This is a genomic window from [Borrelia] turdi (assembly GCF_030439285.2).
Taxonomy (GTDB): domain Bacteria; phylum Spirochaetota; class Spirochaetia; order Borreliales; family Borreliaceae; genus Borreliella; species Borreliella turdi.
On the sequence record NZ_CP124018.1, the window covers coordinates 538,372 to 563,094 of the forward strand.

23 protein-coding genes and 2 tRNA genes are annotated in these 24,723 nt (G+C 27.8%); 10 read left to right on the forward strand and 15 right to left on the reverse strand.

Annotated features, from left to right (window positions below; translation table 11 throughout):
* Window positions 1–62 precede the first annotated feature (62 nt).
* The 3 genes from QIA31_RS03160 to QIA31_RS03170 are packed head-to-tail and all read right to left on the reverse strand — an operon-like array spanning window position 63 to window position 2,768.
* Complete coding sequence (locus QIA31_RS03160; RefSeq protein WP_301394219.1) at window positions 63–872, reverse strand: TIGR02757 family protein; 810 nt, start codon at window positions 870–872, stop codon at window positions 63–65.
* Window positions 856–1,470 carry a glucosaminidase domain-containing protein gene (locus tag QIA31_RS03165; protein ID WP_301394220.1) on the reverse strand — a complete coding sequence of 205 codons (615 nt, stop codon included), beginning with the start codon at window positions 1,468–1,470 and terminating at the stop codon, window positions 856–858. The genes QIA31_RS03160 and QIA31_RS03165 overlap by 17 nt, the downstream gene beginning before the upstream one ends.
* 2 nt (window positions 1,471–1,472) lie before the next feature.
* Complete coding sequence (locus tag QIA31_RS03170) at window positions 1,473–2,768, reverse strand: hypothetical protein (protein WP_301394221.1); 1,296 nt, start codon at window positions 2,766–2,768, stop codon at window positions 1,473–1,475.
* 191 nt (window positions 2,769–2,959) lie between these two features.
* On the opposite strand from QIA31_RS03170, the gene QIA31_RS03175 reads away from it, so the two are divergent.
* From QIA31_RS03175 to QIA31_RS03190, 4 genes are read left to right on the forward strand one after another with little or no spacing between them, the layout of a single operon-like run.
* Window positions 2,960–3,721 carry an MBL fold metallo-hydrolase gene (locus tag QIA31_RS03175; RefSeq protein ID WP_301385697.1) on the forward strand — a complete coding sequence of 254 codons (762 nt, stop codon included), beginning with the start codon at window positions 2,960–2,962 and terminating at the stop codon, window positions 3,719–3,721.
* A gap of 20 nt (window positions 3,722–3,741) precedes the next feature.
* Complete coding sequence (gene xth, locus QIA31_RS03180; protein WP_301385698.1) at window positions 3,742–4,509, forward strand: exodeoxyribonuclease III; 768 nt, start codon at window positions 3,742–3,744, stop codon at window positions 4,507–4,509.
* Between the two features lie 15 nt (window positions 4,510–4,524).
* Window positions 4,525–5,298, forward strand: coding sequence for a hypothetical protein (locus QIA31_RS03185; protein WP_301394222.1), 774 nt, complete (start codon window positions 4,525–4,527; stop codon window positions 5,296–5,298).
* Window positions 5,279–8,086, forward strand: coding sequence for a M16 family metallopeptidase (locus tag QIA31_RS03190; RefSeq protein WP_301394223.1), 2,808 nt, complete (start codon window positions 5,279–5,281; stop codon window positions 8,084–8,086). The genes QIA31_RS03185 and QIA31_RS03190 overlap by 20 nt, the downstream gene beginning before the upstream one ends.
* A 127-nt stretch (window positions 8,087–8,213) precedes the next feature.
* Here QIA31_RS03190 and QIA31_RS03195 read toward each other — a convergent pair.
* The 6 genes from QIA31_RS03195 to fusA form a co-directional block, all read right to left on the reverse strand.
* Window positions 8,214–8,286, reverse strand: a tRNA-Lys gene (locus QIA31_RS03195).
* 110 nt (window positions 8,287–8,396) lie between these two features.
* Window positions 8,397–8,469: transfer RNA gene (locus QIA31_RS03200), tRNA-Lys, on the reverse strand.
* Window positions 8,470–8,517: 48 nt separating this feature from the next.
* The gene (locus QIA31_RS03205; protein ID WP_301394224.1) at window positions 8,518–9,162 is read right to left on the reverse strand and encodes a tetratricopeptide repeat protein; all 645 of its coding nucleotides are present in this window, start codon (window positions 9,160–9,162) and stop codon (window positions 8,518–8,520) included.
* Window positions 9,159–9,557 carry a bactofilin family protein gene (locus QIA31_RS03210; RefSeq protein ID WP_301394225.1) on the reverse strand — a complete coding sequence of 133 codons (399 nt, stop codon included), beginning with the start codon at window positions 9,555–9,557 and terminating at the stop codon, window positions 9,159–9,161. Before QIA31_RS03210 ends, QIA31_RS03205 begins: the two co-directional genes overlap by 4 nt.
* Window positions 9,558–9,601: 44 nt before the next feature.
* The gene (locus tag QIA31_RS03215) at window positions 9,602–10,300 is read right to left on the reverse strand and encodes a Bax inhibitor-1/YccA family protein (RefSeq protein WP_301394226.1); all 699 of its coding nucleotides are present in this window, start codon (window positions 10,298–10,300) and stop codon (window positions 9,602–9,604) included.
* Window positions 10,301–10,315: 15 nt separating this feature from the next.
* Window positions 10,316–12,403: an elongation factor G gene (gene fusA / locus QIA31_RS03220; RefSeq protein WP_301394227.1), complete on the reverse strand. Its 2,088-nt coding sequence runs from the start codon at window positions 12,401–12,403 to the stop codon at window positions 10,316–10,318.
* A gap of 296 nt (window positions 12,404–12,699) precedes the next feature.
* On the opposite strand from fusA, the gene QIA31_RS03225 reads away from it, so the two are divergent.
* From QIA31_RS03225 to QIA31_RS03245, 5 genes are all read left to right on the forward strand, one after another.
* A complete protein-coding gene (locus QIA31_RS03225; RefSeq protein WP_004789464.1) occupies window positions 12,700–12,927 on the forward strand; it encodes a KTSC domain-containing protein in 228 nt (75 codons plus the stop codon).
* 238 nt (window positions 12,928–13,165) lie between these two features.
* Window positions 13,166–13,693 (forward strand): tetratricopeptide repeat protein, encoded by a 528-nt coding sequence (locus QIA31_RS03230; protein WP_151073581.1) that lies wholly within the window; start codon window positions 13,166–13,168, stop codon window positions 13,691–13,693.
* Window positions 13,694–13,815: 122 nt separating this feature from the next.
* The gene (locus tag QIA31_RS03235; RefSeq protein WP_301394228.1) at window positions 13,816–14,466 is read left to right on the forward strand and encodes a hypothetical protein; all 651 of its coding nucleotides are present in this window, start codon (window positions 13,816–13,818) and stop codon (window positions 14,464–14,466) included.
* Window positions 14,467–14,639: 173 nt separating this feature from the next.
* Window positions 14,640–15,860 (forward strand): ribose-phosphate pyrophosphokinase, encoded by a 1,221-nt coding sequence (locus QIA31_RS03240; protein WP_301394229.1) that lies wholly within the window; start codon window positions 14,640–14,642, stop codon window positions 15,858–15,860.
* Window positions 15,861–15,863: 3 nt separating this feature from the next.
* Window positions 15,864–17,228, forward strand: a complete 1,365-nt coding sequence (locus QIA31_RS03245; RefSeq protein ID WP_301394230.1) for an FGGY-family carbohydrate kinase — start codon at window positions 15,864–15,866, stop codon at window positions 17,226–17,228.
* Here the strand turns inward: QIA31_RS03245 and QIA31_RS03250 are convergent.
* The 6 genes from QIA31_RS03250 to QIA31_RS03275 are packed head-to-tail and all read right to left on the reverse strand — an operon-like array spanning window position 17,211 to window position 22,465.
* Window positions 17,211–17,960: an SPOR domain-containing protein gene (locus QIA31_RS03250; RefSeq protein WP_301394231.1), complete on the reverse strand. Its 750-nt coding sequence runs from the start codon at window positions 17,958–17,960 to the stop codon at window positions 17,211–17,213. The genes QIA31_RS03245 and QIA31_RS03250 overlap by 18 nt on opposite strands.
* The gene (coaE, locus tag QIA31_RS03255) at window positions 17,944–18,561 is read right to left on the reverse strand and encodes a dephospho-CoA kinase (RefSeq protein ID WP_151060183.1); all 618 of its coding nucleotides are present in this window, start codon (window positions 18,559–18,561) and stop codon (window positions 17,944–17,946) included. Before coaE ends, QIA31_RS03250 begins: the two co-directional genes overlap by 17 nt.
* A complete protein-coding gene (polA, locus tag QIA31_RS03260; RefSeq protein WP_301394232.1) occupies window positions 18,543–21,269 on the reverse strand; it encodes a DNA polymerase I in 2,727 nt (908 codons plus the stop codon). The genes coaE and polA overlap by 19 nt, the downstream gene beginning before the upstream one ends.
* Window positions 21,266–21,667 carry a hypothetical protein gene (locus tag QIA31_RS03265; protein ID WP_301394233.1) on the reverse strand — a complete coding sequence of 134 codons (402 nt, stop codon included), beginning with the start codon at window positions 21,665–21,667 and terminating at the stop codon, window positions 21,266–21,268. The genes polA and QIA31_RS03265 overlap by 4 nt, the downstream gene beginning before the upstream one ends.
* Window positions 21,657–22,076 carry a flagellar export chaperone FliS gene (fliS, locus tag QIA31_RS03270; RefSeq protein WP_151060186.1) on the reverse strand — a complete coding sequence of 140 codons (420 nt, stop codon included), beginning with the start codon at window positions 22,074–22,076 and terminating at the stop codon, window positions 21,657–21,659. The genes QIA31_RS03265 and fliS overlap by 11 nt, the downstream gene beginning before the upstream one ends.
* Before the next feature lie 8 nt (window positions 22,077–22,084).
* Window positions 22,085–22,465, reverse strand: a complete 381-nt coding sequence (locus QIA31_RS03275; protein ID WP_301394234.1) for a response regulator — start codon at window positions 22,463–22,465, stop codon at window positions 22,085–22,087.
* 256 nt (window positions 22,466–22,721) lie between these two features.
* Between QIA31_RS03275 and ligA the strand changes: the two genes are divergently transcribed.
* A complete protein-coding gene (gene ligA, locus QIA31_RS03280; protein WP_301394471.1) occupies window positions 22,722–24,704 on the forward strand; it encodes an NAD-dependent DNA ligase LigA in 1,983 nt (660 codons plus the stop codon).
* Window positions 24,705–24,723: the final 19 nt, after the last annotated feature.

A 24,723-nucleotide genomic window follows, 5' to 3' on the forward strand; every position in this document is an offset into this window, starting at 1 on the left:
TATTGGTGTTTTATTTAAATAATTTAAGTAGTTCTTATTTCAAAGAGTTTTTAACTAAAGCTTTATAGTTTATCAATGTTTTTTAGTAATTTTTCTTTATTAAAATCTCTATTTATTCCAAATCTGGTTAAAGAAAAATCATATTTTACAGGATCTTCGTTATTTTCTTTTGAAAAATAGCTTGTGATTTTTATTGCTTTTTTAAGATTTACGTTTTTTATTTCTTTGATTTTAAATAGTTTTGATGCTATGCTTGTCATATGAGTATCCATTGGCACTATAAGCTTATTGGGATTGAATTTATTCCAAATACCCAAATCGACGGCGTCTTTTCGTATCATCCATCTTAAGAATAAAAAAAGTCTTTTACAAGAACTTCCCTTTGAAGGCTTTGGAAGTAACATTCCAAATTCTCTCCCATTTATTTTTTCCATATGCTTTATTAGTTCATCTATACTAAGTATAAAATTTTGATTTTTATAATAAATACTGTGAAGAAGATTTTCAAGCGTATGATGCTGTTCTTTTATTGTCTTGAGGGTATATAGTAGCCTTACAATGTCCTTCTCTTTAAAGAATCTATAAACAAATCCTTTAAACATTTCTTTTAAGTCTTTTTCATTTACTAGCTTAAGGCTCTCAGAAGGAGATTTGCCAAGTGGTTTGAGTATTCTCTCTATTGCTTCTAAAATTTTTTCTACTCTTCCAAGTGACAATGAAGAACTAATTAGGCCTACAAGTTCAATGTCTTCTTTTTTTTTATACCTATATAAAAATTCTAAAGGATCAGGATGTATAAATTTTTTTTTATTGTATTTTAGATATATTTCTTCTAGAAAATCATATAGCGAGTTTTTAGCTTTTATTTGCATTATTATATTCTAATAGTTCTAATAATATTTTTTTAAGCTTTTTATCGTAAAATTTGTCTTTTGCCCATTTTCCAGTTAAATCATATATTGTTGGAGCAGATCCTCTTTCAACGAGATAAAATCTAGGATCAACTATATTTGAGTTAATATTTTGTTTTGATGCGTAAGCTTTTAAATGTTGAATATGGGCCTTAATCCCTTCTTTAATATTGGAAAAAGAATTTCCTTTTGTAAGATTATTAGTAGCGCCTATGCCCGAAAAATTGTGTTGTTCTTTTGAGACTATCCCATTAAATTTTAGAATGCCTGTTTCTAGTAGCATTTGAGCATAGGCAATGTCATAATTAATACCTTCAATCAAAGATTCGTCTATGTAGGTTTTAGCAATAGTATTTACATAGTTTTTGTCAAGGTCTGGATTTATTTCTAGAGTATATTTTACAAGGTCTTCCAGTTGAGTTTTGCCCCTACTTATTAAAAAGGGAATATATTTTTCTTTTTGTATTTCAGTACTTATTTCGATTACCTCTTTATTACTATGAGTCTTACTTGTTAGGAGTATGTTGATCATTGTAAATAGCAAGAATTTTTTTATCATTATTATTTTTCCTCTTCAATAAATTTATTAATTTCAGTAACTATAGAATTGAATCTTGATAGCATTGATTTTTTGTTTTTTAAAAAATTGAAACTTTTTAAATAGTTTCTGCTAAAAATAAGGTCAGAAATTTCTGCAATGTTGCTTATGTTTATTAGCTTTATAGAATTTGGATTAGTAGTTTTTATAAGGAGTAGTTCTTTTTCATTTTCTTTTAGGATTAGTTGTAAATTTTTTAAATTTTTTATTGTTTGCGGTTTGCCTCCTATATTGATATATTTTGTTATGTTTGTATTTTTAGCAAGGATAAAATTAGCAATATTTGCTTGATTTCCCATTGTAATTAACGTTAGTTTATTAAGGTTCATTTTTGAATTTAAAAATTTTAAATTTTGGCTTGATTTTACTAGTTCAATAATGTTTTGAATATCATTTTCAGTAGATGCGATATCAGCTTTTTCATTAAGAATATTGACAGGTTCAATTAAATAGCTAATACTTTTATTGATTACATAGCTAAATATGCTTTTGTGGCTATTTTTAATAAAGTCGTAGCTTTTCATATGTTTATATTTTGGTGAATATAAATAAACAATTTTCCCCTTTTTAACAAGCTTGCTGATTAGGGATTTGAACATTGAATCGTGAGAATAATAAGGAAGTATAATTAAAATAGAATCATATATTTTTTGATTATCGCTAATAAAGGCTTTTTTATATATATTATTTTGTTTTGGTAAATAATTCATTTCGTTTATGAAAAAAGGATTAAATTCGTACAAAAGAAATGGATTTTGTTTTTTTAGGCCCAATGTTAAGCTTACAGGATACCAAATCGATAAGTTTAAATCATTTTTGTGATCTTTAATTCTTGTGAATCCAATTTGATAGTTATTGTTTTCATCTTTGGGATAATTTACAAAAAGCGCTAAGTATGAAAAAATGGTTGCAATAATAACAGTTAAAATAGCAGGCATTACAAGAATTGTTTTTAGCAAAATTGAAAGAAATATTCCTTTTGATTGTTTTATAGGCTTTATGTTATTTCTTCTTCTTCTATTTATTATTGTTTTTATGTTTTTAAAGAAGATGATTGCCATAAAGATTAAGAATATACTGCCAATATATAACATTAATGGAGTGATTTCTGTGAAGTATAAAGTTATTATAAAAAATGTACCTGGGAACATTATGAAGTAGTCTTCATAAGTAAATTCTTTTTTAAAATTAAATAAATTTACTATTAAAAATATGCTAAAGCTGGTTAAGAAAATGAGTTCATAAATTTGCGTATCCATAAAAATAATTTTTCCTTAAATAATTATAAGCATAAAAGTGTTTTTTCCAAAATAGTTTTAATAATTGCTTATTAAATAGTTTTAATTTAATTTTAGATTTAAAGGAGTTTTTTATTAAGGGAGTTTATTTTTGTTTAATATAAAATGTTGTGTTAAAATAGATTAAGGTTACAGGCGAAAGGTAGGAACATATGGTTGGAACCTTTTTAGGAACTGGTGCTTCAAGTGGAGTTCCCATGTTAAATTGTAGCTGTAGAGTCTGTGTTTCTAGTTTTAGCAAAAATAAAAGGTTGAGAAGCTCTTTTTTTCTCAATCTATCTTCTGGCATTAAATTGTTGATTGATACAGGTCCTGACATTAGACAACAACTTTTAAGAGAGAATATAGATAAGCTTGATTTAGTGCTTTACACCCATGAACATTATGATCATATTATGGGGCTTGATGATATTAAGTTTTATACACGGGAGGCTCCTTTAAACATTTATGCTAGAGATACTACTATGGTTCACATAATGAATGCTTTTTCTCATAATTTTTCATCAAAACCTTCTGTAAGTGGAAAGGCTGACATTATTCCCAATGTGATTAGAGATTTTGAGCCTATTTTTTTTAAAGGCCTAAAGATAGTGCCAATTCCTTTGATTCATGGAGAGATAGTTAGTTTAGGTTATAGGATAGGCAATTTAGCGTATCTTACTGATGTTAAATTTATTCCTGAAGCGTCCTATGATTATTTAAAGGATTTAGATCTACTTATAATAGATGCTATAAGGATTAAACCCCATCCTGCTCATCTAAATTTTTCAGAGGCTTTTTGTGAGGTTAAAAAAATCAATCCTAAAATTTCTTATTTTACACATATTGCACATGATATAATGCATGAAGAATTTGATTATTTGGGAAAAGACAATATCTATTTGGCTTATGATGGATTAAAGGTTTATGTTTGATTTAAATTTAAAGAGGATTTATGAAATTAATTTCATGGAATGTAAATGGAATTAGAGCTGTTTTAAAGAAAGGTTTCCTTGAGTTTGTAAAAGAATATAAGCCAGATATTTTATGCGTTCAAGAAACCAAAGCTTTGAGAGAGCAATTGCCAAGGAATTTAATTCTTGAAAATTATTATTCTTATTTTTCAAGGTCAAAGCTTAAAGGCTATAGTGGTGTTTGCATTTACTCCAAAGTTAAGCCTATTGCTGTAAATTTACTTGGAAAAGAAATTTTTGACAATGAAGGTAGAGGTCTTATAGCATACTACGATGATTTTGTATTGATTAACGGTTATTTTCCCAATTCTCAAGCTTTAAGAAGAAGACTTGTTTATAAACTTGATTTTTTATCTTATGTTGAGAATCTTATGGATTCTTTTGTAAATGCTGGGAAAAATGTAGTAATTTGTGGTGATTTTAATATTGCTCATACTGAGATTGACCTTATGAATCCTGATTCTAATAGAGACTCGCCTGGATATTATATTGAAGAAACTACTTGGTTAGATAGTTTTTTGAACAAAGGATATGTAGATACATTTAGAATATTTAATAAGGAGCCTGGTTATTATACTTGGTGGAGCTATAGAACAAGAGCTAGGGAGAGAAATATGGGTTGGAGAATTGATTATTTTATTGTTAATGAATTTTTTAAGAGAAATGTTAAAAAATCTCTAATTTTGGACAAAGTAATGGGAAGCGATCATTGTCCTGTTTTTTTAGAGTTGGCTGATATAGTTAGTTAAAGAGGGGAAGCTAGATTGAAAAAAAACATTACAATTTTTTGTTTAATATTTAGCACTACTTTTAGTTTTGGCATTGATTTAAATGATTTTGATTTTTATCGTAGTCTTGAAAAGGAAGAATTGCTGTTTATTATTAATTTGCTAAATAAAGAGCAACTGACTTTGGCAAATAGTTGTGCTTCAAAGTATATTGAATTAGCTTATAAGGCGTTAAAAGAAAAAAATATAAATTTATTATCAAAAAATGACAAAGAATTAGCATCAGATAGTAATATTAAGCATTTAAGACAATCTAAGGTCTATAACAATGCAAGGCTTATTTTTAATGCTACAAAGAATTTAAATGCTTTAGTTCATATTAGTAAGGATGGGCTTTTAAAGACTTTAGATGGAAGAAATGTAGGTGTTAAGGATAGTAAATTTGTTATTTTAGATTCTTTTTTGAATAATGATTTTTATAATGATATTCCAAGTGAATATACTACTATTGAAATTTATAATAAAAGCATTATAATGCCTAATTTAAATAAATTTCTTTTAGATAGGCGATCAAATCCTTTTGTTTATCTTGAAGATTTTAATAAAAACGTTTACTTAAATGATCTTCCAAAATTAAGCAAAGGAGAGTTATTGTTTTTATTTTATGAACTATTTCCAGTTTCTAAGCTAAAGAGTTTAAAAGATTGGAATGATTTTGGATTTTCATCTATTTTAAAAGCATTAAATAAAATTTATTCTGAAAAAATAAATTCAATAAGAGGGCGTGTAAATGAATTGTCAAAGAATTGAAAATTATTGTAAATTTACAAGTGTTTTTCTATTTTTTTTGTTTTCATGTGTTTCTTCTAATGAGTTAAAGCTAGATAAAAATTTAGTAAAGGGAAAGCTTATTAATGGACTGAGGTATTTTATTTATAAAAATCAAATTCCAAAGAATGCTGTTAATATGGGGATTGTTTTTAATGTGGGTTCTATTAATGAAGAAGATAATCAGAGAGGTATTGCTCATTATCTTGAACATATGGCTTTTAATGGTACAAAAGATTATCCAGGTAATTCCATTGTTGATGTTCTTAAAAAATTTGGAATGCAATTTGGTTCTGATATTAATGCCGCTACTGGTTTTGATTTCACTTATTATAGACTTGATTTGTCAGACGGTAATAATAAAAATGAAATTGATGAATCTATAAATATTTTGAGGAATTGGGCTTCTCAAATTAGCTTCATGAAAGAAGAAATAGACTTAGAGCGCAATATTATTATCGAGGAAAAAAGGCTTGGCGAAACTTATCCTAGAAGGGTTTATGAGAAAATATATGAGTTTTTGGTAAGCGGAAGTATTTATGAATTTAGAAGTCCTATTGGACTTGAAGAACAGATTTTGTCTTTTCAACCAGAAGATTTCAAAAAATTTTATAGAAAGTGGTATAGGCCAGAACTTGCAAGTGTTATTGTGGTAGGAGATATTGATCCTAGAGAAATTGAAGAGAAAATAAAGAAGCAATTTATTTCTTGGAAAAATCCAACTGATAATAAAATTAAAAGGATAAAAGTAAATTTAGATGTAAAGCTTAAAGATAAGTTTTTACTTTTAGAGGATTTGGAAGTAGGGGAGCCCAGCTTAATGTTTCTTGAAAAGAGAATTGCTAATGTAGAACAGACCAAGAATAACGTTTTAAATGCTATTAAAAAGTCTTTATTGACTTCTCTTTTTGAAAATAGATTTTCTGAATTAAAGACTTCTGGAATAAAGCATTTTAAAGATGTTTCAAATGGAGATTTTTTTTCATTTAAATCAGATAACAACACTATTATTGCAAGATCAATTTCCTTAAACTTTAATCCAGACTATTTTAAGGAAGGAATAGAGGATTTTTTTTATGAGCTTGAGAGAATAAGAAAATTTGGATTTACCCAGGGCGAGTTTGAAAAAGTTAGATCTCAATTCTTCAAATTTTTAGAATTAGGGAAAAATAATATAAATAAAACAAATTCGTGGACTATTTTTGAAGATTTAATAGAAATTGCTATTAGTGGTTCTAATAAATTTGATATGAGCGAATATTATGATCTTTCTTTTCAATATTTAGAAAAAATTGATTTAAAGATAATAAACAATCTTGTAGCAAGAGAGTTTGATGTGAAAAATTGTGCAATTTTTTATTCTTATCATGGGAAAGTGCATCCTACTTTGTCTTTTGAAGACATTAATAATCTTCAAAAGATAGCTTTAAAAAGAGAGTTTAAGCCTTATGAAAACTCTTCAATTGAAGGTAAATTTTTTAAGAAGTCTTTAGATAATAAAGATATTATTAGAGAAAATGAGTTTGAAAATGAAATTTCATCATTTGTTCTTGAAAATGGGGTTGAAGTTTATTTTAAATATAATGATCAAAATAAGGGTGTAGTCGACTTTAGAGCAACTTCTTGGGGTGGTTTAATCAATGAGGATTTAAAACTTATACCCGTTTTAACTTTTGCGCCCGAAGTAGTATCTGGTTCAGGGTACGGTGATTATTCTGCATTGCAAATTGAAAAATATTTGTCAGATAAAGCTGTTTCTTTAAATGTTGGTGTTGGAGCTCAAGAATCATATATTTTTGGAAGTTCAGATAAAAAAAATCTTAAAACTCTTTTTGAGCTTATATATTTGACTTTTAAGGAACCCAAAATAGATGATGTTTTTTTGCAAAATGCTGTTAATAATATAAAAGCATTGATAAAAAGTAATGAAAATAGTTCTAAATATCATTTTCAAAAAGCTATTAGTAAATTTTTAAACAATAATGATCCTAGATTTGAAGATGTAAAAGATAGTGATTTACAGTATTTTACAAAAGAAAATATTTTATCTTTTTATAAGAAAAGGTTTACTTATGCAAATAATTTTAAGTTTGTCTTTGTTGGAGATTCTGATATTCAGACAATAAAAGCTTATTCAAAAAAATATTTAGGTAATCTTAGCTTTAAAAAAATAAGCGAGTATAAAGATTTAGATTACTCTTACAGTAAAAATTTTGATAAAATAGTTGTAAGGAAGGGGAAAGATTCAACTAGCTTTGCTTATGTGATTTATCCTTTTAAATTTTCTTATTTAGAAGAGATCTCATTAAATTTAAATGCTTTAGCGGATCTTTTAACGGATGGCCTTATAAAAAATATTAGAGAAAAAATGTCTAGTGTTTATGCAATTCAAGCTTTTTTTGATTCCAAATTAAGAAAATATGTAGATTCCGATGGTATTTTGTCTATTTTTTTTACTACTGAGCCTAAAGAGCTGGATAATGTTTTAAATTCTATTAATCGCTATATGATCGAAAGGCAAAAAATAGATTTTAATGATAAAGATTTTTCTTATGTTAAGAAAAATTATATTAAAAATACAAAGATAAATTCAGATCAAAATAGTTATTGGATTTCAAATATATTGGCATCATTATCCTGGCACGGAGTATTTAAAAATGATTTTGGTGTTAAGTTTATAGAAACAAATCTAAGCAAAGATTTGATAAACAAACTTTTTAAAAAGATTAATCTTAAGGAAAAAACAGAAATAGTATTAATACCTGAATAGCTTATGTGTAGTAAAATCTAATAAGTTAAATATAATTCTTCTTTAAAAAACATCCTCTAGGGGAATCGAACCCCTCTTGCCAGGATGAAAACCTGGAGTCCTGACCGATAGACGAAGAGGACAAAAGTGAGCTCAGTAGGACTCGAACCTACGACAAACGCCTTAAAAGGGCGCTGCTCTACCACCTGAGCTATGAGCCCAAAAGTCATTTTACGACCACCAAAAGTAATAATATATTCAATTTCCAATAATGTCAAGTTAAATTAGCATAAAAAATTGACAATTTATACCAAAAAGGTACTTAACAATTTGAGCTGCACAGGGCTTGAACCTGTAACCCACGGATTAAGAGTCCGCTGCTCTACCACTTGAGCTAGCAGCCCGTTTTATTAATTTGCTAATAATAAGAATAAATTTTTATAAATCGAATGTCAAGGTTTACTGTTGCTTTTTTTTAATTCTTCTAGTAAATTTTTTGCTTCTAGATTGTTAGGAGAGATCGCAAGAAGTTTAATTAGTGTTTCTTCTGCTAATATTTTATTTTTTGCATTTATTCTTGATCTTGCTAACTTTATTAATAAATTCTGATTATTAGGGGCAAATCGTAATGCATGTTCGTATGCAAAATCTGCTTCATTATATCTTTTTAGCTCATAGAAACAATCTGCAATCAAATTATAAACTTTTATTATTCTTGCTCCTTTAGAATCAAGGCTAATATATTCTTGAAAGTATTTTAATGCATTTTCATAATTTTTTTGGAAAAAATAAGCTTCTCCTAGCGCTTGAATAATTCTTATGTCATATTTTTTAATGCCAAGACCCACAATCGCTTCTTTTTCGGCTCTTTTGTATTCTCCTATAGCTATTAAGCTCCATATCAATATTGTTCTAGCATCTAAGTTGCTAGGATTTAAACGAATTTCTTCTAACGTATTTAAAATAGCTTCTTTAAATTTTCCTTCTTTATAGAGAAGAAGAGAGTCTTCTTTTTCTTTAATCTGTGATTGTCCGAATAATAAGCTTAAATTGGATAGCAGAATTAAAGTCATTTGTAATAGAAAAAAAAAATTCATTCTTCAAAATCCTCCATTTCGCAATTCCCCTTAAATATTGCTCCAGAATCAATAAAAAGTTCTTTAGTTTTAATGTTTCCTATTAATTTGCCGGTTTTATAGATTTTAATTGTTTTTAAAGCCTCAATATTTCCTTTTATTTTTCCATGATTTAGTAAGTGTTGGCATTTTATTTCCGCTTCAACATTAGCTTTTTCCCTTAGATAGATTGAGTTTGATGAGTTTATTAAGCCTTTAAGATTTCCTTCTATTATTATTGGTTTATTGCTTTCAACATATCCTTCAAATTCAAAATTTTTTTTAATTACATTTTGAGTATTGCTTTCTTCGAATTCTAAGCTATCTATGCTCATTGGAACCTCTAAAAATGAATGCCCATAACTTAAAGCATTCATTTTTGATTTAATTTTTCATAAAAATATGTTTTTTTATTGTTATTTTAGTCGTTTCTTCTTTGGCCCAAAAATCTTAGAAGATATAAGAATAAATTTATAAAATCTAAATAAAGCTTAAGTGATGCTACAACTGCCATTCTATTTTTTATTTCAGTATCGTCTTGTAGCATTTTATCCATTTTAGCAATATTTTGAACGTCATAAGCTGTTAGTCCTGTGAATATGATTACGCCTAAAATAGATATAAGAAAATTAAGGCCTGAGCTTCTAAAAAACATATTAACAAGAGATGCAATAATGATTCCCCATAAGCCCATTATTAGATAGCTTCCCATTTTTGTTAGATCTGTTGTTGTAGTGTATCCATAAAAAGACATTCCAAGAAACGTTCCAGCAGTAATTCCAAATGTAAATACTATTGATCCTTGTGTATAAATCATGAATATAGAAGATAATGTTACTCCTATTAGTGCTGAGTATAGCAAGAAAAGGGCTGTTGCGGTGTTGCTTGATATTTTATTAAGAGCGCCACTTATTGCGTATACAAGTCCAAATTGTATAAGTATTATAGCCATAAATGACATTGGATTTGAGAATATTATTGTTTTTATTGTTTGATTTTCTGAGGTTGCATATGCAAATATTGCTGAAATTAAAAGTCCGATTGACATAAGCCCAAAAACTTTGGCTAAAAATTTGTTTTTTATTAATATTTCTTGTTTTTCTTGTGTTAATTCGATCATAATAAAGCCTCCTTATTATTGTTTAGATTTGTTTTGATCGTTAAATTTTTTGCGAAGTTCATCAAATATAGCGCTTGGAACTTTCCCATATTTTAAGAATTCCATTGAGAATTCTGCTTTTCCTTGGGTAGAGGATCTAAGGACTGTTGAAAATCCAAACATTTCGCTTAAGGGTACTTCAGCTTCAACCTTTGAAAAACTCCCGTCTTCTAGTGAGCCTGTTATTATTCCTCTTCTTTGGTTTAAAAGTCCAAACATATTCCCTTGGAATTCAGTAGGCCCTTCAAGGGTAACTTTCATTATTGGCTCAAGGATTGTAGGTTTTGCTTTTTCGTAAGCTTCTCTAAAAGCACCAATTGCTGCTAATTGGAATGCAATATCAGATGAGTCAACAATATGATATTGGCCATCATTGATTGTGATTTTTATATCAACTATTGGAAAACCAATTAATGTCCCTTTTTCCATTGCCTTTTGGAATCCTTTGTCACATGATGGGATGTATTCTGTTGGGATTACTCCTCCTTTTATCAGGTTAACAAATTCATATGTTTCTCCTTCTTGGTTAAGAGGTTCCATAAATCCAGCAACTCGTCCAAACTGACCAGCTCCCCCAGATTGCTTTTTATGAGTGTAGTTGAACTCAGCTTTTCCTGTAATCGTCTCTCTATAAGCTACTTGTGGCATTCCGGTTTCAACTTCTGCTTTAAACTCTCTTTTCATTCTTTCAATGTATACCTCTAAGTGTAGTTCTCCCATGCCTTGAATTATTGTTTCGTTTGATTCAATGTCAACATAAGTTTTAAATGTTGGATCTTCTTTTGTAAATCTTCCAAGAGCTTTAGCCATATTATCAGCAGATTTTTTGTCTTTCGGTTTTACAGAAAGAGAAATTACTGGGTCTGGAATAAACATCGATGTCATTGAATAGTTGATTGATGGATCACAAAATGTGTCTCCTGATGCACATTCTATTCCAAATAAAGCAACAATGTCTCCGCTTCCCCCAAATTCAATATCTTCTGTATTATTAGCGTGCATTCTGATAAGTCTTCCAACTTTGAATTTTTTAGAAGTTCTTGAGTTGATAAGTTCTTGTCCTTTTTTTAAAGTTCCTTGATAGATTCTGACATAGGTTAATTGACCGTATTGTCCGTCTTCAAGTTTGAATGCAAGAGCAACAGTTGGGAGGTCGTTGTCAATTTTAAGATCGATTTCTTTCTCGTTATTATTGAGGTCAAGAGCAGTGTTTTTTATGTCATGAGGGGATGGTAAAAATCTAGTTACAGCATCTAAGAGCAATTGCACTCCTTTGTTTTTATAAGCAGATCCCATAAATACGGGGCACAATTTTAAAGCCAATGTTCCCGCTCTAATTGCATTGTATATTATTTCAATGGGAACTTCTTCTCCTTCCATGTGCAATTCCATAAGTTCATCATTAAAATCGGCAAGAGTATCAAGCATTATTTCTCGTTTATTTTTTGCTTCTTCTAATAGATCTGAGGGTATTTCTTTTTCTATTATTTCTGTTCCATCTTTTCCCTCAAAATAGTAAGCTTTCATTAATACAAGGTCTACAACTCCAATATGTTTGTCTTCCAATCCAATTGGGATTTGCATTAAAACAGAGTTTAAGTCAAGTTTTAATCTTAGTTGATCTTTTACATTGTGGGGATTTGCTCCAGTTTTATCGCATTTGTTTACAAATGCAAGGCGAGGAACACCATATCTTTTAAGCTGTCGATCAACAGTTATTGATTGAGATTGAACTCCTGCAACAGAATCAAGAACTAATATTGCTCCATCAAGCACTCTAAGAGATCTTTCAACTTCAATTGTAAAATCTACGTGACCGGGCGTATCAATAATATTTATTGGAAAATTTTTCCATTCAACGTGAGTTGCAGCTGACGCTATTGTGATTCCTCTTTCTCTTTCAAGCTCCATTGAATCCATTGTTGCTCCAACTCCGTCTTTGCCTTTTACCTCGTGAATTGCATGAATTTTATTGCAATAAAAAAGAATGCGTTCTGTAAGAGTAGTTTTCCCTGAGTCGATGTGAGCGCTAATACCTATGTTTCTTAATTTATTATAGTCCATTGGACATTGTCCCTCCTGATGATATGTGAGTAAAAGATTAACTATCTTAATAATTTTACAAAATTTTTTTTTAAAAATCTATCCGATAGCATTTTATGTTACTAAATATTTTAAATATTAAAATATTTATGTGATGTTTGCAGTTTGCTTGATTAAAGTTGTATTAATGTATATCCTTATTATAGGGAATATATCATTTAGTAGATTTTGATTTTATTGATTAAAACTTTTTATTTGGTGAATTAACTCTTACTTTATTATTATACTCCTAAAATAATTATTTGGAGGAATTTGAGTTGGAAACTTTAACAATATCTAATGAATTGAGCAAGATATCACAGGTAGGGTATGATTCTTCTGTGTCTGAGCTTTCTGTATTTTTTAAGGATGGAAGAGCTTATAAGTATTTTAAGATTGAACCAAGACATTTTAGTGTAATATCTAAACTTATTGAGGACAAAAGATCAGTTGGTAAATATTTAACAGAAAACATATTTAATAAGTATGACCAAGAAAAGCTTTAATTTGTTTTTTAGATAGATAGGTAGATAGTATTAAAGCCCTTTTGTTTTTAAACAGAAGGGGGGCCTATTTATAATTAGCCTTTTAGGGTGGTAATTTTATTTTATAATCATCAATATGGGCTATTTAATTTTAAAGTTTAATAGCATTGGAGGCATTAAAGTTTTATATTTTGGTTGTTATTAGATTTGGTGTTATTTTGCTGCTTTAAATAGTATTGAGAATTCAGGTAAATTTTTTATGCATAAAGTGTTATTTATTGTTGTTTTTATTTTGTCTTGCAGCTCTATTTTTAGGGAATATCAAAATATATCAGGGGAATATTATAATCTTGCTAAATTAAATGAAGAGCTTGGTAATGATGAGACTTCTGTTTTGCTTTATGAAAAATCTATTAAATTTAATATTAATGCTGGTGATGATTCAAGTTACAATTTTATTTTAGCTTACATTAATTTGAAAAAATATGTAGAGGCTGAGTTGAAACTTAATTCCATTATAGAAAAAGATCCAGAAAATATTTTGTTAATTAATTTGAAGGGATATTTATTCTTTAAGAAAAATGATTTAGATAATGCTTTGATTTACTATTTGAAAACTCTAGAATTTGCGCCTGCAAATAAAGAAGCCCTATTCAATATTTTTTACATTTATCATTTAAAGAGCGATAAAAAAAATGCAAAAAAATATATTTTAAAATATAAAGAGCTAAATCATTCTATACCAAGTGGTGCAGAAGAAATAGTTTCTTCTGTTATTAAGAGTTAATTTTTAATTAATTGTTAATTGTTTAATTTTTACTTTTTTACTATATGACAATTATTATATAATAAGGTATGCAATATAAACCCCGTTTTATTTTTTGTAAATTTTTGTAGGAGAGTTTGTATATGATGAGGATTAAAGTTTTAATCTTGTGTTTGTTTGGGATCGTTGTGATTAATGGTTTTACAGATACTAATTTTGAATTCAATTTTGGTGGTGGGGCCGCTTTTCCTGTTAGTCCCTTTTCAAGCTTTTATAATGAGGCTTTAGATATTAATGCAAAGCTTAAGCAAAATTCGCCTTCAAATTTATCCCTGATAGAAAAAGAAGATATAGTCCAAAATTTTTCCGATTTGGCCAATATTGCTAAAGCTGGATTAAAATATGGGATTTATACTCAATTTGGTGCTAAATTTGATGATTTTATTTCTGTTGGATTTGAGCTTTTGCTTGACATGAACTTTTTTAAAGCAATAAAGCGTTCAGATGGAACTGCGAATGAAAATTTCTCGTTTATCATGGCGATAACACCGAGATTTTATACAAAATTAGATTTTTTTGTTTTAGCTTTAGCGTTTTTCACAGGTCCTAAGATTAATATAGCTACTGCTGCTGCAGATTCTGTTTTAGCAGAATTAGGAACAATGGGCTGGGATATTGGTGCTAGGCTTTCATTTTCTTTTTTAATTCTTGAAGGTTATTATGTTTGGAATATTCAAAACTTTAAATTTTCTGATTTTAAGTTTGGGATAGGATTTGAATTTGGTATTGTTTAGTTTAAGTCAATTTTGTTTTGGGATTATTTATAATATCTATTTTTTATATTAATAGGATTTTTTCTTCTTACTATTAAGGCTAAAATATTTTTAGTTATTTTGTATGTATGGGAGATATTAATTATCAAATTAATATTATTAAGATTTTTTTATAAAAAATAACGAGGAACTAGGTGAATTTACTTAAAAAAAAATCAATAGGAATTATTGCTTGTCCTGGGGGTAGAGTTTTTGCCAGTAAAATAATGGAAGAGCTTGAAAGAATATTTGTAAATGTTGAAAATGACATTGTAGCCAATGTATGTCAAGATTGTAAAGCCTTAAAGGAAGAAATTTTTAGAATTGAAAAAGTTTTATCTCCTTTTTTAGAAGGGTTTAGTTTCTCTTCTCTTGAGAACAGGGAGTCTTTGGAAATTCCTGTTAAATTTGTTAAGTTTGCCAATGGTGAATTTAAAACTGAAATTTTAAAAACAATTAGGAATAAGGATATTTTTATTGTCCAAGATGTTGCTAATACTTATGAAGTTGAAATAAACAGTAGTGAAAAAATAATTATGACAGTTAATGATCACATAATGAATTTAATGACAACAATAGATGCTTGCATGCAGGCTAAAGCCAACTCTGTTAGTGTTATTATCCCATCTTATCCTTATTCAAGGCAAGATAAAAAACATTCAAGAGAATGTTTAACAGCAAGTCTTATTGGAAGATTTTTAGAAGAGTTGGGGATTAGACATATTTTAACTTTGGACATTCACTCAAAGGCAATTGAGAATGTATTTAGGAAGGTTTATTTTGAAAATTTAAATGTTTCTTATGAAATCTTTAAATCTCTTAGGGATTTGATTGACATTAAAGATTCTAATTTGGTTATTGTTTCGCCCGATACAGGCGCTGTAAGTAGAAATAAATTTTTTGCATCAAGCCTTAAGAGTCCTCTTGCTCTGCTTTATAAGGAGAGGGATTATTCAAGAGTTTCAAATGATGTTTCTGATTCAAATATTTCTGTAACTAAACTTTTAGGAGATGTTGAAGGTAAGAATGTTTTTATGAGCGATGATATGTTAGCTACTGGGGGTACTCTGATTAAGGCAATGAAATTGCTTAAAAATATGGGCGCTAAAAAGATTATATGTGGGATTAGTTTGCCGTTTTTCAATGGAGATGCTATTAAATATTTTGACAAAGCTTATGAGGAGGGTTATTTTTATAAAATAATCGGAACCAATGCTGTTTGCCATAATGATGAATTAATAAATAAGCCTTGGTATCATGAAGCTAATGTTGCGCATCTTTTTGCGAATGCAATATTTGCAATTTATAATAAGGTTGGTTTACAAAAAATTCTTGATAGAAAAGACGATATTCAAAAATTGATTACCAAAGGTTAGTTTATGAATGCCCTTAGCATTGATATTGGCACTAGTGTTTTAAAGGCAGCATTAGTTAGCTCTGAAAATGGAGTTTTAAGTTATATTGATGTTAGCTATTCAGATTATTTTAATGTCGATTTCGAAAATTTTGATTTCAATATATGGCTTTTTTCTTTTAAAAAAGCCATATCCAATTTTCAAACTAGCAAAATAGATTGCATTTCTGTTAGCGGCATTTCACCATGCTTAATTGCTTTAAATTCAAATTTAATTCCTTTAGAAGTATTACATTGGAATTCTCTTAAAATTAAGTCCGATTTTAGGGGGAAGTCTGTATTTTTACCTTACGTGCTTAGCACTGTTGAAAGAGGCATATATTCTAAAATAAGCTATTTTGTTTCTTGTTTTGAGTATTTTATTTATTTGCTTACAGAAAAGCTTTTTACAAGCTTTCCAAGCACAGAGTATATTCCTTTTATTTGGGATGATGTAGAGATAAAAAAATATGGACTTGATAAGAACAAATTCCCTCCGTTCATAAAAATGGGAGAAAATATTGGTGTTGTAACTTATAAAGCAGGAGTTGAATTTGGGCTAAATAGCGGCATTAATGTAATTAATGCTGGAGCAGATTATTTGAGTGTTTTGGTGGGAAGCGGCGCTTTTCAAGAGGGAATTGTGTCAAATAGAATGGGTACAAGCGAAGGGTTTAATTTTGTTTCAAGTACGTATTTGCCCGGGTTTTCTTTGGAATATCCTTATTTTTTAGAAGGATATTTTATTATTGGGAGAATTGTTCCTTTTGGATATTTGATTCAATTACTGAAAGACAGTTTTTATAAAAAAAGTTTAACTTTTGATTTTCTTTTAAAAAAGATTGTTAAAAGTGTTACTTTAGATAATGTATATTTTTATCCAAGCAAAATTAAACTTTTTAATGATTTATTTGTTTTGGATCCCTCTATTTGCAAAGATTTAAATAAAGGAATTTTTGGTAGTATTAAAAATCCATTAGAGATTGGTTTGGCAATACTTGAGTTTGTATGTTTTGCTTTTTACAACAGATTAGCAGAGTTAAAAGCCTGTAAAAAAGAAATTTTGAGTATTTTTGTTAGTGGATCTAATTCCGATAATTTGCTTTTAAATCAAATCAAGGCAAATATTCTTGGCAAAGATTTAAAGATTTTTGATTTTAAACATTCAGAGATTATTGGGGGAGCAATTCAGGCATTCTATTCTTTAGGAGAATTTAGTAGTTTAAATGACGCTTTTTTCAAGCTTGCAAAGATTAAGCATGTTGTCTTGCCTATTATTGAGATTCATGAAGAATATTTAGAAAAATATCAAAAATATATTAATAATTATAGTCTATTTGTTAACGGGTAATATATAAGTTTCTTTAAATTCGCTTATTCCTGTTATTTTTTTAAAGTCTGCTTTTGCTTCTGATTTTGTTTTATAAGGACCAGATCTTACCCTGTAAATATCTTTATTATCTATTGTTGCAGAATATATTTTGGCAACAATATTATATTTGAGTAATTTTTGAATATAGTTGTCAGCATTGATTGGGTCTGAGAGTGATACAAATTGTATGTAATATTCTGTATTAGGATCATATATGTTGTCAATATTTAAGGCTTTTTTGGCTATAGGTTGAGGTTTTTCAATAACTTTTGATTTTTGGTGGGAAGTATTGGTTATTTTTTTGGCTATAGGTTGAGGTTTTTCAATAATTTTTGATTTTTGGTGGGAAGTATTGGTTATTTTTTTGGCTATAGGTTGAGGTTTTTCAATAATTTTTGATTTTTGAGAAGTGTTGGGTGTTTTTTTTGTAGGTTTTTTTTCTTTATTTAAATCTTGTGTTAAATCTATGATTATTTCGTTTGGAGTTTCAGATACCTTTAAAGATTTTTCATTTTGGTCAGTGTTTTCTAAGGTGTTTTGATCTTTAGTTTCTTCTAAGACAATATTCTTTTCTGCAATATCTGAAGTCAAATTTTTGTTTGGGAAAAAAATAATTGTTCCAAGAAATATTATGATACAAACTGTTGCAATTGAGGTTAATGCTACAAAAAATCCTTTGTTGTTATCATTGTTTTCATTCAAATCTTTCATAGTTAATTATCTCCTGCATTTTTTTTTCAATTTCTTTTTCTAGATATGTATAATTCTTGTTATTAATTATATTGATTATTCTTAAGTTTATAATATTTTTTTTAAAAAAAATATCTTTTTGAATTTTGAGTATTTTATTAATTATATTTGAGTCTATGCTTGGCATAGAGTATGATAATCTATTTTTTATTATAGGAATCTTTGCTTTGACTACAATTATATAGTCGCAAAGTTTTTCTAAATTTAGCTTAAAAAGTAAAGCAGCATTGATTATTATTTTTGTAGATTGGTTTTGAATTAGGATTTTTTTTATTTTATTAAGTATTATTGGATGCGATATACTTTCAAGTTTTTTTAATTCTTTATTGTTATTAAATACAAGATTTCTTATCAAGAGTTTGTCTATTTCATTTTTAGTATTTAATATTTTTTGACCAAATATTTTAACTATTTCTTCTTTTTTTTCATGTAAGGCTAAATGTCCAAGCTTGTCTACATTTATTTCGTAAAATCCATATTTATTGCTAATTATTTTAGAAGTAACATCTTTTCCAGATGCAATTTTTCCTGTTATTCCAATGATTAATGGATTTCTCCCCATGATTTGCCCGTTTCAATATTTGCTCTTAAGGGTAGATTTAATGTGTAAGCGCTTTCCATCATAATTTTTAATATTTTTTTTACTTCATCTTCCTCTTTAATAGGAGATTCAATAAGCATTTCATCGTGTACCTGCAGTAATACTTTTGATTCCATTTTTTTACTTTTAAATTCATTAAATACTTTGACCATTGCAATTTTCATGATATCAGCAGCACTTCCCTGAATTATGCTATTTATTGCTATTCTTTCTGCAGCAGATCTTTCTAAATAATTATTACTATTAATTTCTTTTATATATCTTCTTCGTTTTAAGATAGTTTCACTATATCCAGTATTTCTTACGAAGTTTATTTGATTTATTATAAACTCTTTAATCTTTGGATAAGAGTCAAAGTAAGAGTTTATAAATCCTTTTGCTTTTTCTTTTGTAATTCCCAGTTCTTTTGCGAGTCTAAAATCTGACATTCTATAAATTATTCCAAAATTAATAGATTTTGCTATTCTTCTCAAGTTGGGAGTAATTTCTTTTTCCTCTATTTTGAAAAGTTTAGAAGCAGTTTCTGCATGAATGTCTTTATTATTTTCAAATGCTTTAATAAGTGCTTCGTCTTGTGATAAATGAGCAAGTATAGCAAGCTCAATCTGAGAATAATCAGCTGAAATAAAAATACTTCCATTTTCCGGCTTAAATGCTTTTCTTATTTTTCTTCCTTTCTCATCTTTTATTGGTATGTTTTGTAAGTTGGGATTTATGCTGGTGATTCTACCAGTTGCTGTTTTTGTTTGTATGAAGCTTGTATGCAGTCTATTTGTCTTATAGTTTATTAGTGCTGCCAAATTATCTGTGTAGGTGCTCTTCAATTTTGCAATTTGCCTGTGTTTTATTAGGTTTTCAATTGATTCATGCTGTCCTCTTAGAGATTCGAGCACTTTTATATCAGTTGAATCTTTTTTCATTTTCTCTGGTAATTTTAGATTTAGTTTTTCAAATAAAATTTCATGCATTTGTTTTGGAGAATTTAGATTAAAATCAATTCCTATGCTTTTTATTATCTTACTTTCAATTAGTTCTAATTCTTTTCCAAGTTCTTTTCCATATTCTTTTAAATATTCTTTATCAAGATAAATGCCATTTTCTTCCATTTCTATAATTACATTGTTAAAAGGCATTTCTATTTCGTGCATTAACTTATCAAGCCCATCTTCTTTTAATTTTTTGGTAAATATTTTAAATAATCTGAATGTAATATCAGCATCTTCGGATGAATAACTTGTTGCCATTTCTAGAGATATGTTTGCAAAATTATCATTTTTTTGTATCACATCTTCGTATTTGATATTTTTATGCATTAAATATTTTTCTGCAAGAAAATCAAGCGATATTTTTGAGTTTGTGTCAATAAGGTATGCTGCAATCATTGTATCAAAATAAGGTGGGATAGGGCTAAATCCATTGTTTTTTAGTATTTTATAGTCAAATTTATAATTTTGACCAATTATTTTTGGGCTTGATTCAAAGAGATTGTTAAATTTTTGTATTATATAATGTTTTTCTATGTAAACTTTTCCTTTAGCTTCGATTGGGATATAGTAACCTTCAAATTCTTTGAATGAAGTGGAAATTCCAATTAATTTTGCCGTATATGTGTCAAGCGAAGATGTTTCTGTGTCTATTGATATGTATTTAGCCTTTTTAAGGCTTTCTATTAAATTGTCAAGATCTTTTTTTGTTGTTATTGTATGATATTTAACATTTTCTGTGTCAATTGTATTTAGGGTATTTGAGTTTTTAGTAGTAGGTTCTTGATTGAAAAGGCTTTTTTGGCCTATATTTTCTTCTTTTTGTTTTAGGATATCTTTTTTATAAGTTTTTATTAGCGTAATTGCTGAATGCTTTTCAAACAAAGATATTATATCTTCACTAAAATTTTTTAAGGCAAAGTTTTCAATTTCTGGAATTTTTAAATTTTCTTCAAGACTTATAAGATCATAGCTTAAAAAAGCATTTTCTTTTTCTTTGATTAAAAGTTCTTGATGTTTTTTATTTATTAGCTCTAAATTTGAATATATTTCTTTTAAGGTTTTAAATTCTTTTAATAAATTTGCTGCTCCTTTTGGCCCAATGCCTTTTATTCCAGGTATATTATCAGATCTGTCTCCAACAATAGCTAAATAATCTTTTATTTGAAAGCTATTTATTCCAAATTTTTTTATTACGTACTCATTGTTCATTTCAACAAAGCTGTTGTTTTCAATTTTAAGTATCTTTGTGTATTCTGACATTGTTTGCAGCAAGTCTTTGTCAGGAGAAATAATGTAAGTTAAATAGTTATTCTTTGTAGCTTTTTTAGCAAAACTAGCTAAAAGATCGTCAGCTTCGTAGCCCTCGATCTCAAAGATTGGTATTTTTGCCTTTAAAAGCCCCTCTTTTATCCATCCTATTTGAGGTATTAAATCATTCGGAGGCGCATCTCTTGTTGCTTTATAGTTTGGATATTTTTGTTTTCTAAAAGTTGGTATTTCTGAGTCAAAGGTAACAATCAAATGTTCGGGATTTTTTTCTTTTATTATGAAAAATAATGTTTTAAAAAAGCCAATAAATGCGTTAACATTTTCTCCTTGTGTGTTTAAAAGTGGATAATTTTTCATTACGTGATAATTTCTAAATATTATGTTTAGTGCGTCAATTAAGTAAAGTTCTTTCATATTTTAATATCTAGCATTATAGGTGTATTGATTACTGTAATGTGGTTTTGATGTTTTTTAATTTTTGAGACTTTTCTTTTTGCACTTGCAATTTGTTGTAAGAGTTTATAACAAATTTGATATTTAATATATATTTCTTCTTTTAGTAGGTTAATTTCTTTAATCAAATGGTTGAAATTATCCAATTTTTGGTTTTTAGGTTTTAACCATGCATTTATTGTTTTATAATAGTTTTTGATTGATTCTAAGATTAAATCCTTTTTAGGATTGGTTACATTTAATATTTTTATTTCTTCTCTTTGCAATTTATCATTTTCTATTGTTAATATCAGCTTTAGTTCTTTCAATTCTAATAATAAATTGTTAAAATATTTTTTTAAAATTTCATTAGCCGACAATATTGATTCCTAACTTATTGTGAGTAGTATTATTTTCTTTTGTTTTTAACTTTTTCCAAGTGAGGCTTAATATTTGCAATTGTTTTATAACATTGTCAATTTTGTGTATTTCTTTTTTTAAAAAAACATTTTCTAGCTCTTTATTTAGAAATGAGTATATTGAGAGTAAGTTTGTAGAGATATTTCCACCTTGTTCAAAATTTAATGTTGACATTAATTCAGTAATGATTTCTTGTGCATGAAAAATTTTTTCATTAGCTTTAATTGTATTTTGCCAATTTCCATCTTTTATAAGTTCTTTGGCAATTTTCAAATCTTGTATTGCTTTATCATAAAGCATTATCAATATTGAGAGGGGGTTTGATGTGTTTATTTGTGTTTGTTTATATATTTTTTCTTTTGATATCAAAATTTCCTCTAATCTAAAAGTTTGATTTGTTCTATTATTTGGTCTTTTTTAAAAGGTTTTGTAATATATCCTCTAGCCCCAAGCGATAAAGCTTTTTGTATTAATTCTTGTTTTCCAATAGCTGTAACCATCAATATATTGACTTTTTTAAGCAATTTTTTATTAATTTCATACATTCTCTCAAGAGCCGTAATTCCATCCATTCCCATCATTGTTATATCGAGTGTTATTAGATCAATATTATTTTGTTTTTCAAATTCTTTAACAGCCTGAATTCCATCTTCGGCCTCTAAGAATTCTTTGAATCCTAATTGCTTTAAGATGTTTATTAGGTTTTTTCTCATAAAAAGTGAGTCATCTGCTATTAAAGCTTTTTTACTTTCTTTCAAACAAGCACTCCTTTGTTCATTTTAACATATTAAAATATCTTTAACGACAATTAAAATATAATTCACATTTTTGTAATATTGCCTTTTTGATTGATTTTTTATTTAAAGATTATTTTACTTTGAATATAAGTAAAAATAAAATAATATGTGTTTTTTGGTGTTATTTGATAGTTTTTATAATAATAACAAGGTGGCTTTTGCTTATGAATTTAGATTGTTTGATAAAATAATGAAGAATGTGTTAAATTTTACTCTTATGAGCAGTAAAATACAGCAAGAAATTGCAAACTTAAAAAAGTTGATTAGAAAGTGGGATAAAGAGTACTATGTCGATTCTTTGCCCAGTGTTGAAGATTTTGTATATGATAAGCATATTTTAAGGCTTCAAGAGTTGGAAAGTAAGTATCCTGAATATAAGACCTTAGATTCCCCCACTCTTAAGTTTGGCAGTGATCTTTTGAATGACTTTAAAGAAGTTGAACATTCTGTTCCTATATTAAGTCTTGACAAGGTTTATGATCTTAATTTGTTAGAATCATGGATAGATAAGATTGATTTTAACAATTCTTTTAATATTTCTGTTGAACCAAAGATTGATGGATGTTCTATTGTTCTTTATTATAAAGATGGTATTCTTGAAAAAGCTCTTACTAGGGGTAATGGAAAATTTGGTAATGACGTTACTAAAAACATTAAAACCATTAAGCATATTCCTTTATTTCTTGATGAAAAGGTTGATTTAATATTAAGAGGAGAGGTTTATATTAGTAAAAAAAATTTTTTTAAAATAAATAAATTTTTGGAAAAACCTTATACTAATTCTAGAAATTTAGCCTCAGGGATACTTAGAAGGGTTGATAGCAGGGAGGTTGCTAATTTCCCTTTAAATATTTTCATTTATGATTTTTTGAATGCTGGATTGGAGTTTGAAGCTAATGATTTGGCTATTGAAAGACTAAAGAAATTGGGTTTTAAAGTTGATCCTTTAATTAGATTTTTTGATCAAAAAAGTTCTATTGGGAAAGTTTTAAATTACATAGCAGATATAACAAAAAAAAGAAATTCTTTTGAGTATGAAATAGATGGAGTTGTTCTTAAGGTTAGCGATTTTACTTTAAGAGAAAGATTGGGCTATACCTCGCATCACCCTAAATGGGCAATGGCTTACAAATTTGAAGCTCTTTCGGGTTTTAGCAGGGTAAATAGTATTGTTGTTCAGGTTGGGCGTAGTGGTAAAATTACTCCGGTTGCTAATATTGATAAAGTTTTTGTTTCAGGGGCTTTTATTACCAATGCAACCTTGCATAATCAAGATTATATAATATCTATTGGTTTGAATGTTGGTGATGTTGTTAAGGTTTCAAGAAGAGGAGATGTGATTCCTGCTGTTGAAATGGTAGTAAATAAATTTTCAAAAGGGTTTTTCAAGGTTCCTGATAATTGTCCAGCTTGCAATATGGTTTTAGTAAAAGAGGGAGCCCATTTTTTTTGTGTAAATAATAATTGTCCTTCAGTGGTAGTTGAGAAGATAAAATTTTTTTGTAGTAAAAATTGTATGGATATTGAAGGGCTTTCTGATAAAACCATTTCTTTTCTTTTTGAGAAGAAATTTATTTCTTCAGAAGTTGATCTTTATACATTTAATTTTTATAAACTTCTTGAATTTAAAGGGTTTAAAGATAAAAAGGTAAATAATTTGATAAATTCAATTGAAGCTAGCAAAAAAAAGCCATTTAGTAAATTACTTCTTAGTATGGGAATTAAAGAGTTAGGAGAAAATGCTATAAGGTTGTTATTTATTAATAACTTAAATTCATTTTCAAAGCTTTTTAGGCTTTGTCAAGATAGAGATTTTGCTTTTTTAACATTATTGAAAATTAAAGGCATAGGAGAAAAAATTGCTTCAAATATTATTGAAGCTTTTAATGATTCAATAATGCTTAATAAGTTTAAATTTTTTGAAAATTTAGAATTTAAAATGGAAGAGTCTATCATGATTGATGATGGAAATAAGTTATTACTTGATAAAAAGTTTTGCATTACTGGAGCTTTCAATGGTTATTCTAGGTCTATTGTTATTGATAGACTAATAAATAAAGGGGCAGTTTTTAAAACCTGTGTAACCAGTAGTTTGGATTTTCTTGTTGTAGGAGAAAAAGCTGGATCAAAGCTTAAAAAAGCTTTGGATTTGAATATAAAAATTATCTCTTTTGAAGATATTAAGAGCTACTTGGATTGAGCTAGATTTAAAAAGGTTT

Excerpts from the sequence above, each read along its gene's own strand:
- QIA31_RS03235 (WP_301394228.1), top strand. The coding sequence starts at position 13,816 with ATGATGAGGATTAAAGTTTTAATCTTGTGTTTGTTTGGGATCGTTGTG.
- QIA31_RS03210 (WP_301394225.1), bottom strand. The coding sequence starts at position 9,557 with ATGAATGCTTTAAGTTATGGGCATTCATTTTTAGAGGTTCCAATGAGC.
- fusA (WP_301394227.1), bottom strand. The coding sequence starts at position 12,403 with ATGGACTATAATAAATTAAGAAACATAGGTATTAGCGCTCACATCGAC.
- coaE (WP_151060183.1), bottom strand. The coding sequence starts at position 18,561 with ATGGGGAGAAATCCATTAATCATTGGAATAACAGGAAAAATTGCATCT.
- QIA31_RS03160 (WP_301394219.1), bottom strand. The coding sequence starts at position 872 with ATGCAAATAAAAGCTAAAAACTCGCTATATGATTTTCTAGAAGAAATA.
- QIA31_RS03175 (WP_301385697.1), top strand. The coding sequence starts at position 2,960 with ATGGTTGGAACCTTTTTAGGAACTGGTGCTTCAAGTGGAGTTCCCATG.
- QIA31_RS03190 (WP_301394223.1), top strand. The coding sequence starts at position 5,279 with ATGAATTGTCAAAGAATTGAAAATTATTGTAAATTTACAAGTGTTTTT.
- QIA31_RS03215 (WP_301394226.1), bottom strand. The coding sequence starts at position 10,300 with ATGATCGAATTAACACAAGAAAAACAAGAAATATTAATAAAAAACAAA.
- polA (WP_301394232.1), bottom strand. The coding sequence starts at position 21,269 with ATGAAAGAACTTTACTTAATTGACGCACTAAACATAATATTTAGAAAT.
- ligA (WP_301394471.1), top strand. The coding sequence starts at position 22,722 with ATGAGCAGTAAAATACAGCAAGAAATTGCAAACTTAAAAAAGTTGATT.
- QIA31_RS03245 (WP_301394230.1), top strand. The coding sequence starts at position 15,864 with ATGAATGCCCTTAGCATTGATATTGGCACTAGTGTTTTAAAGGCAGCA.
- QIA31_RS03230 (WP_151073581.1), top strand. The coding sequence starts at position 13,166 with ATGCATAAAGTGTTATTTATTGTTGTTTTTATTTTGTCTTGCAGCTCT.
- QIA31_RS03250 (WP_301394231.1), bottom strand. The coding sequence starts at position 17,960 with ATGAAAGATTTGAATGAAAACAATGATAACAACAAAGGATTTTTTGTA.
- QIA31_RS03205 (WP_301394224.1), bottom strand. The coding sequence starts at position 9,162 with ATGAATTTTTTTTTTCTATTACAAATGACTTTAATTCTGCTATCCAAT.
- xth (WP_301385698.1), top strand. The coding sequence starts at position 3,742 with ATGAAATTAATTTCATGGAATGTAAATGGAATTAGAGCTGTTTTAAAG.
- QIA31_RS03170 (WP_301394221.1), bottom strand. The coding sequence starts at position 2,768 with ATGGATACGCAAATTTATGAACTCATTTTCTTAACCAGCTTTAGCATA.
- QIA31_RS03165 (WP_301394220.1), bottom strand. The coding sequence starts at position 1,470 with ATGATAAAAAAATTCTTGCTATTTACAATGATCAACATACTCCTAACA.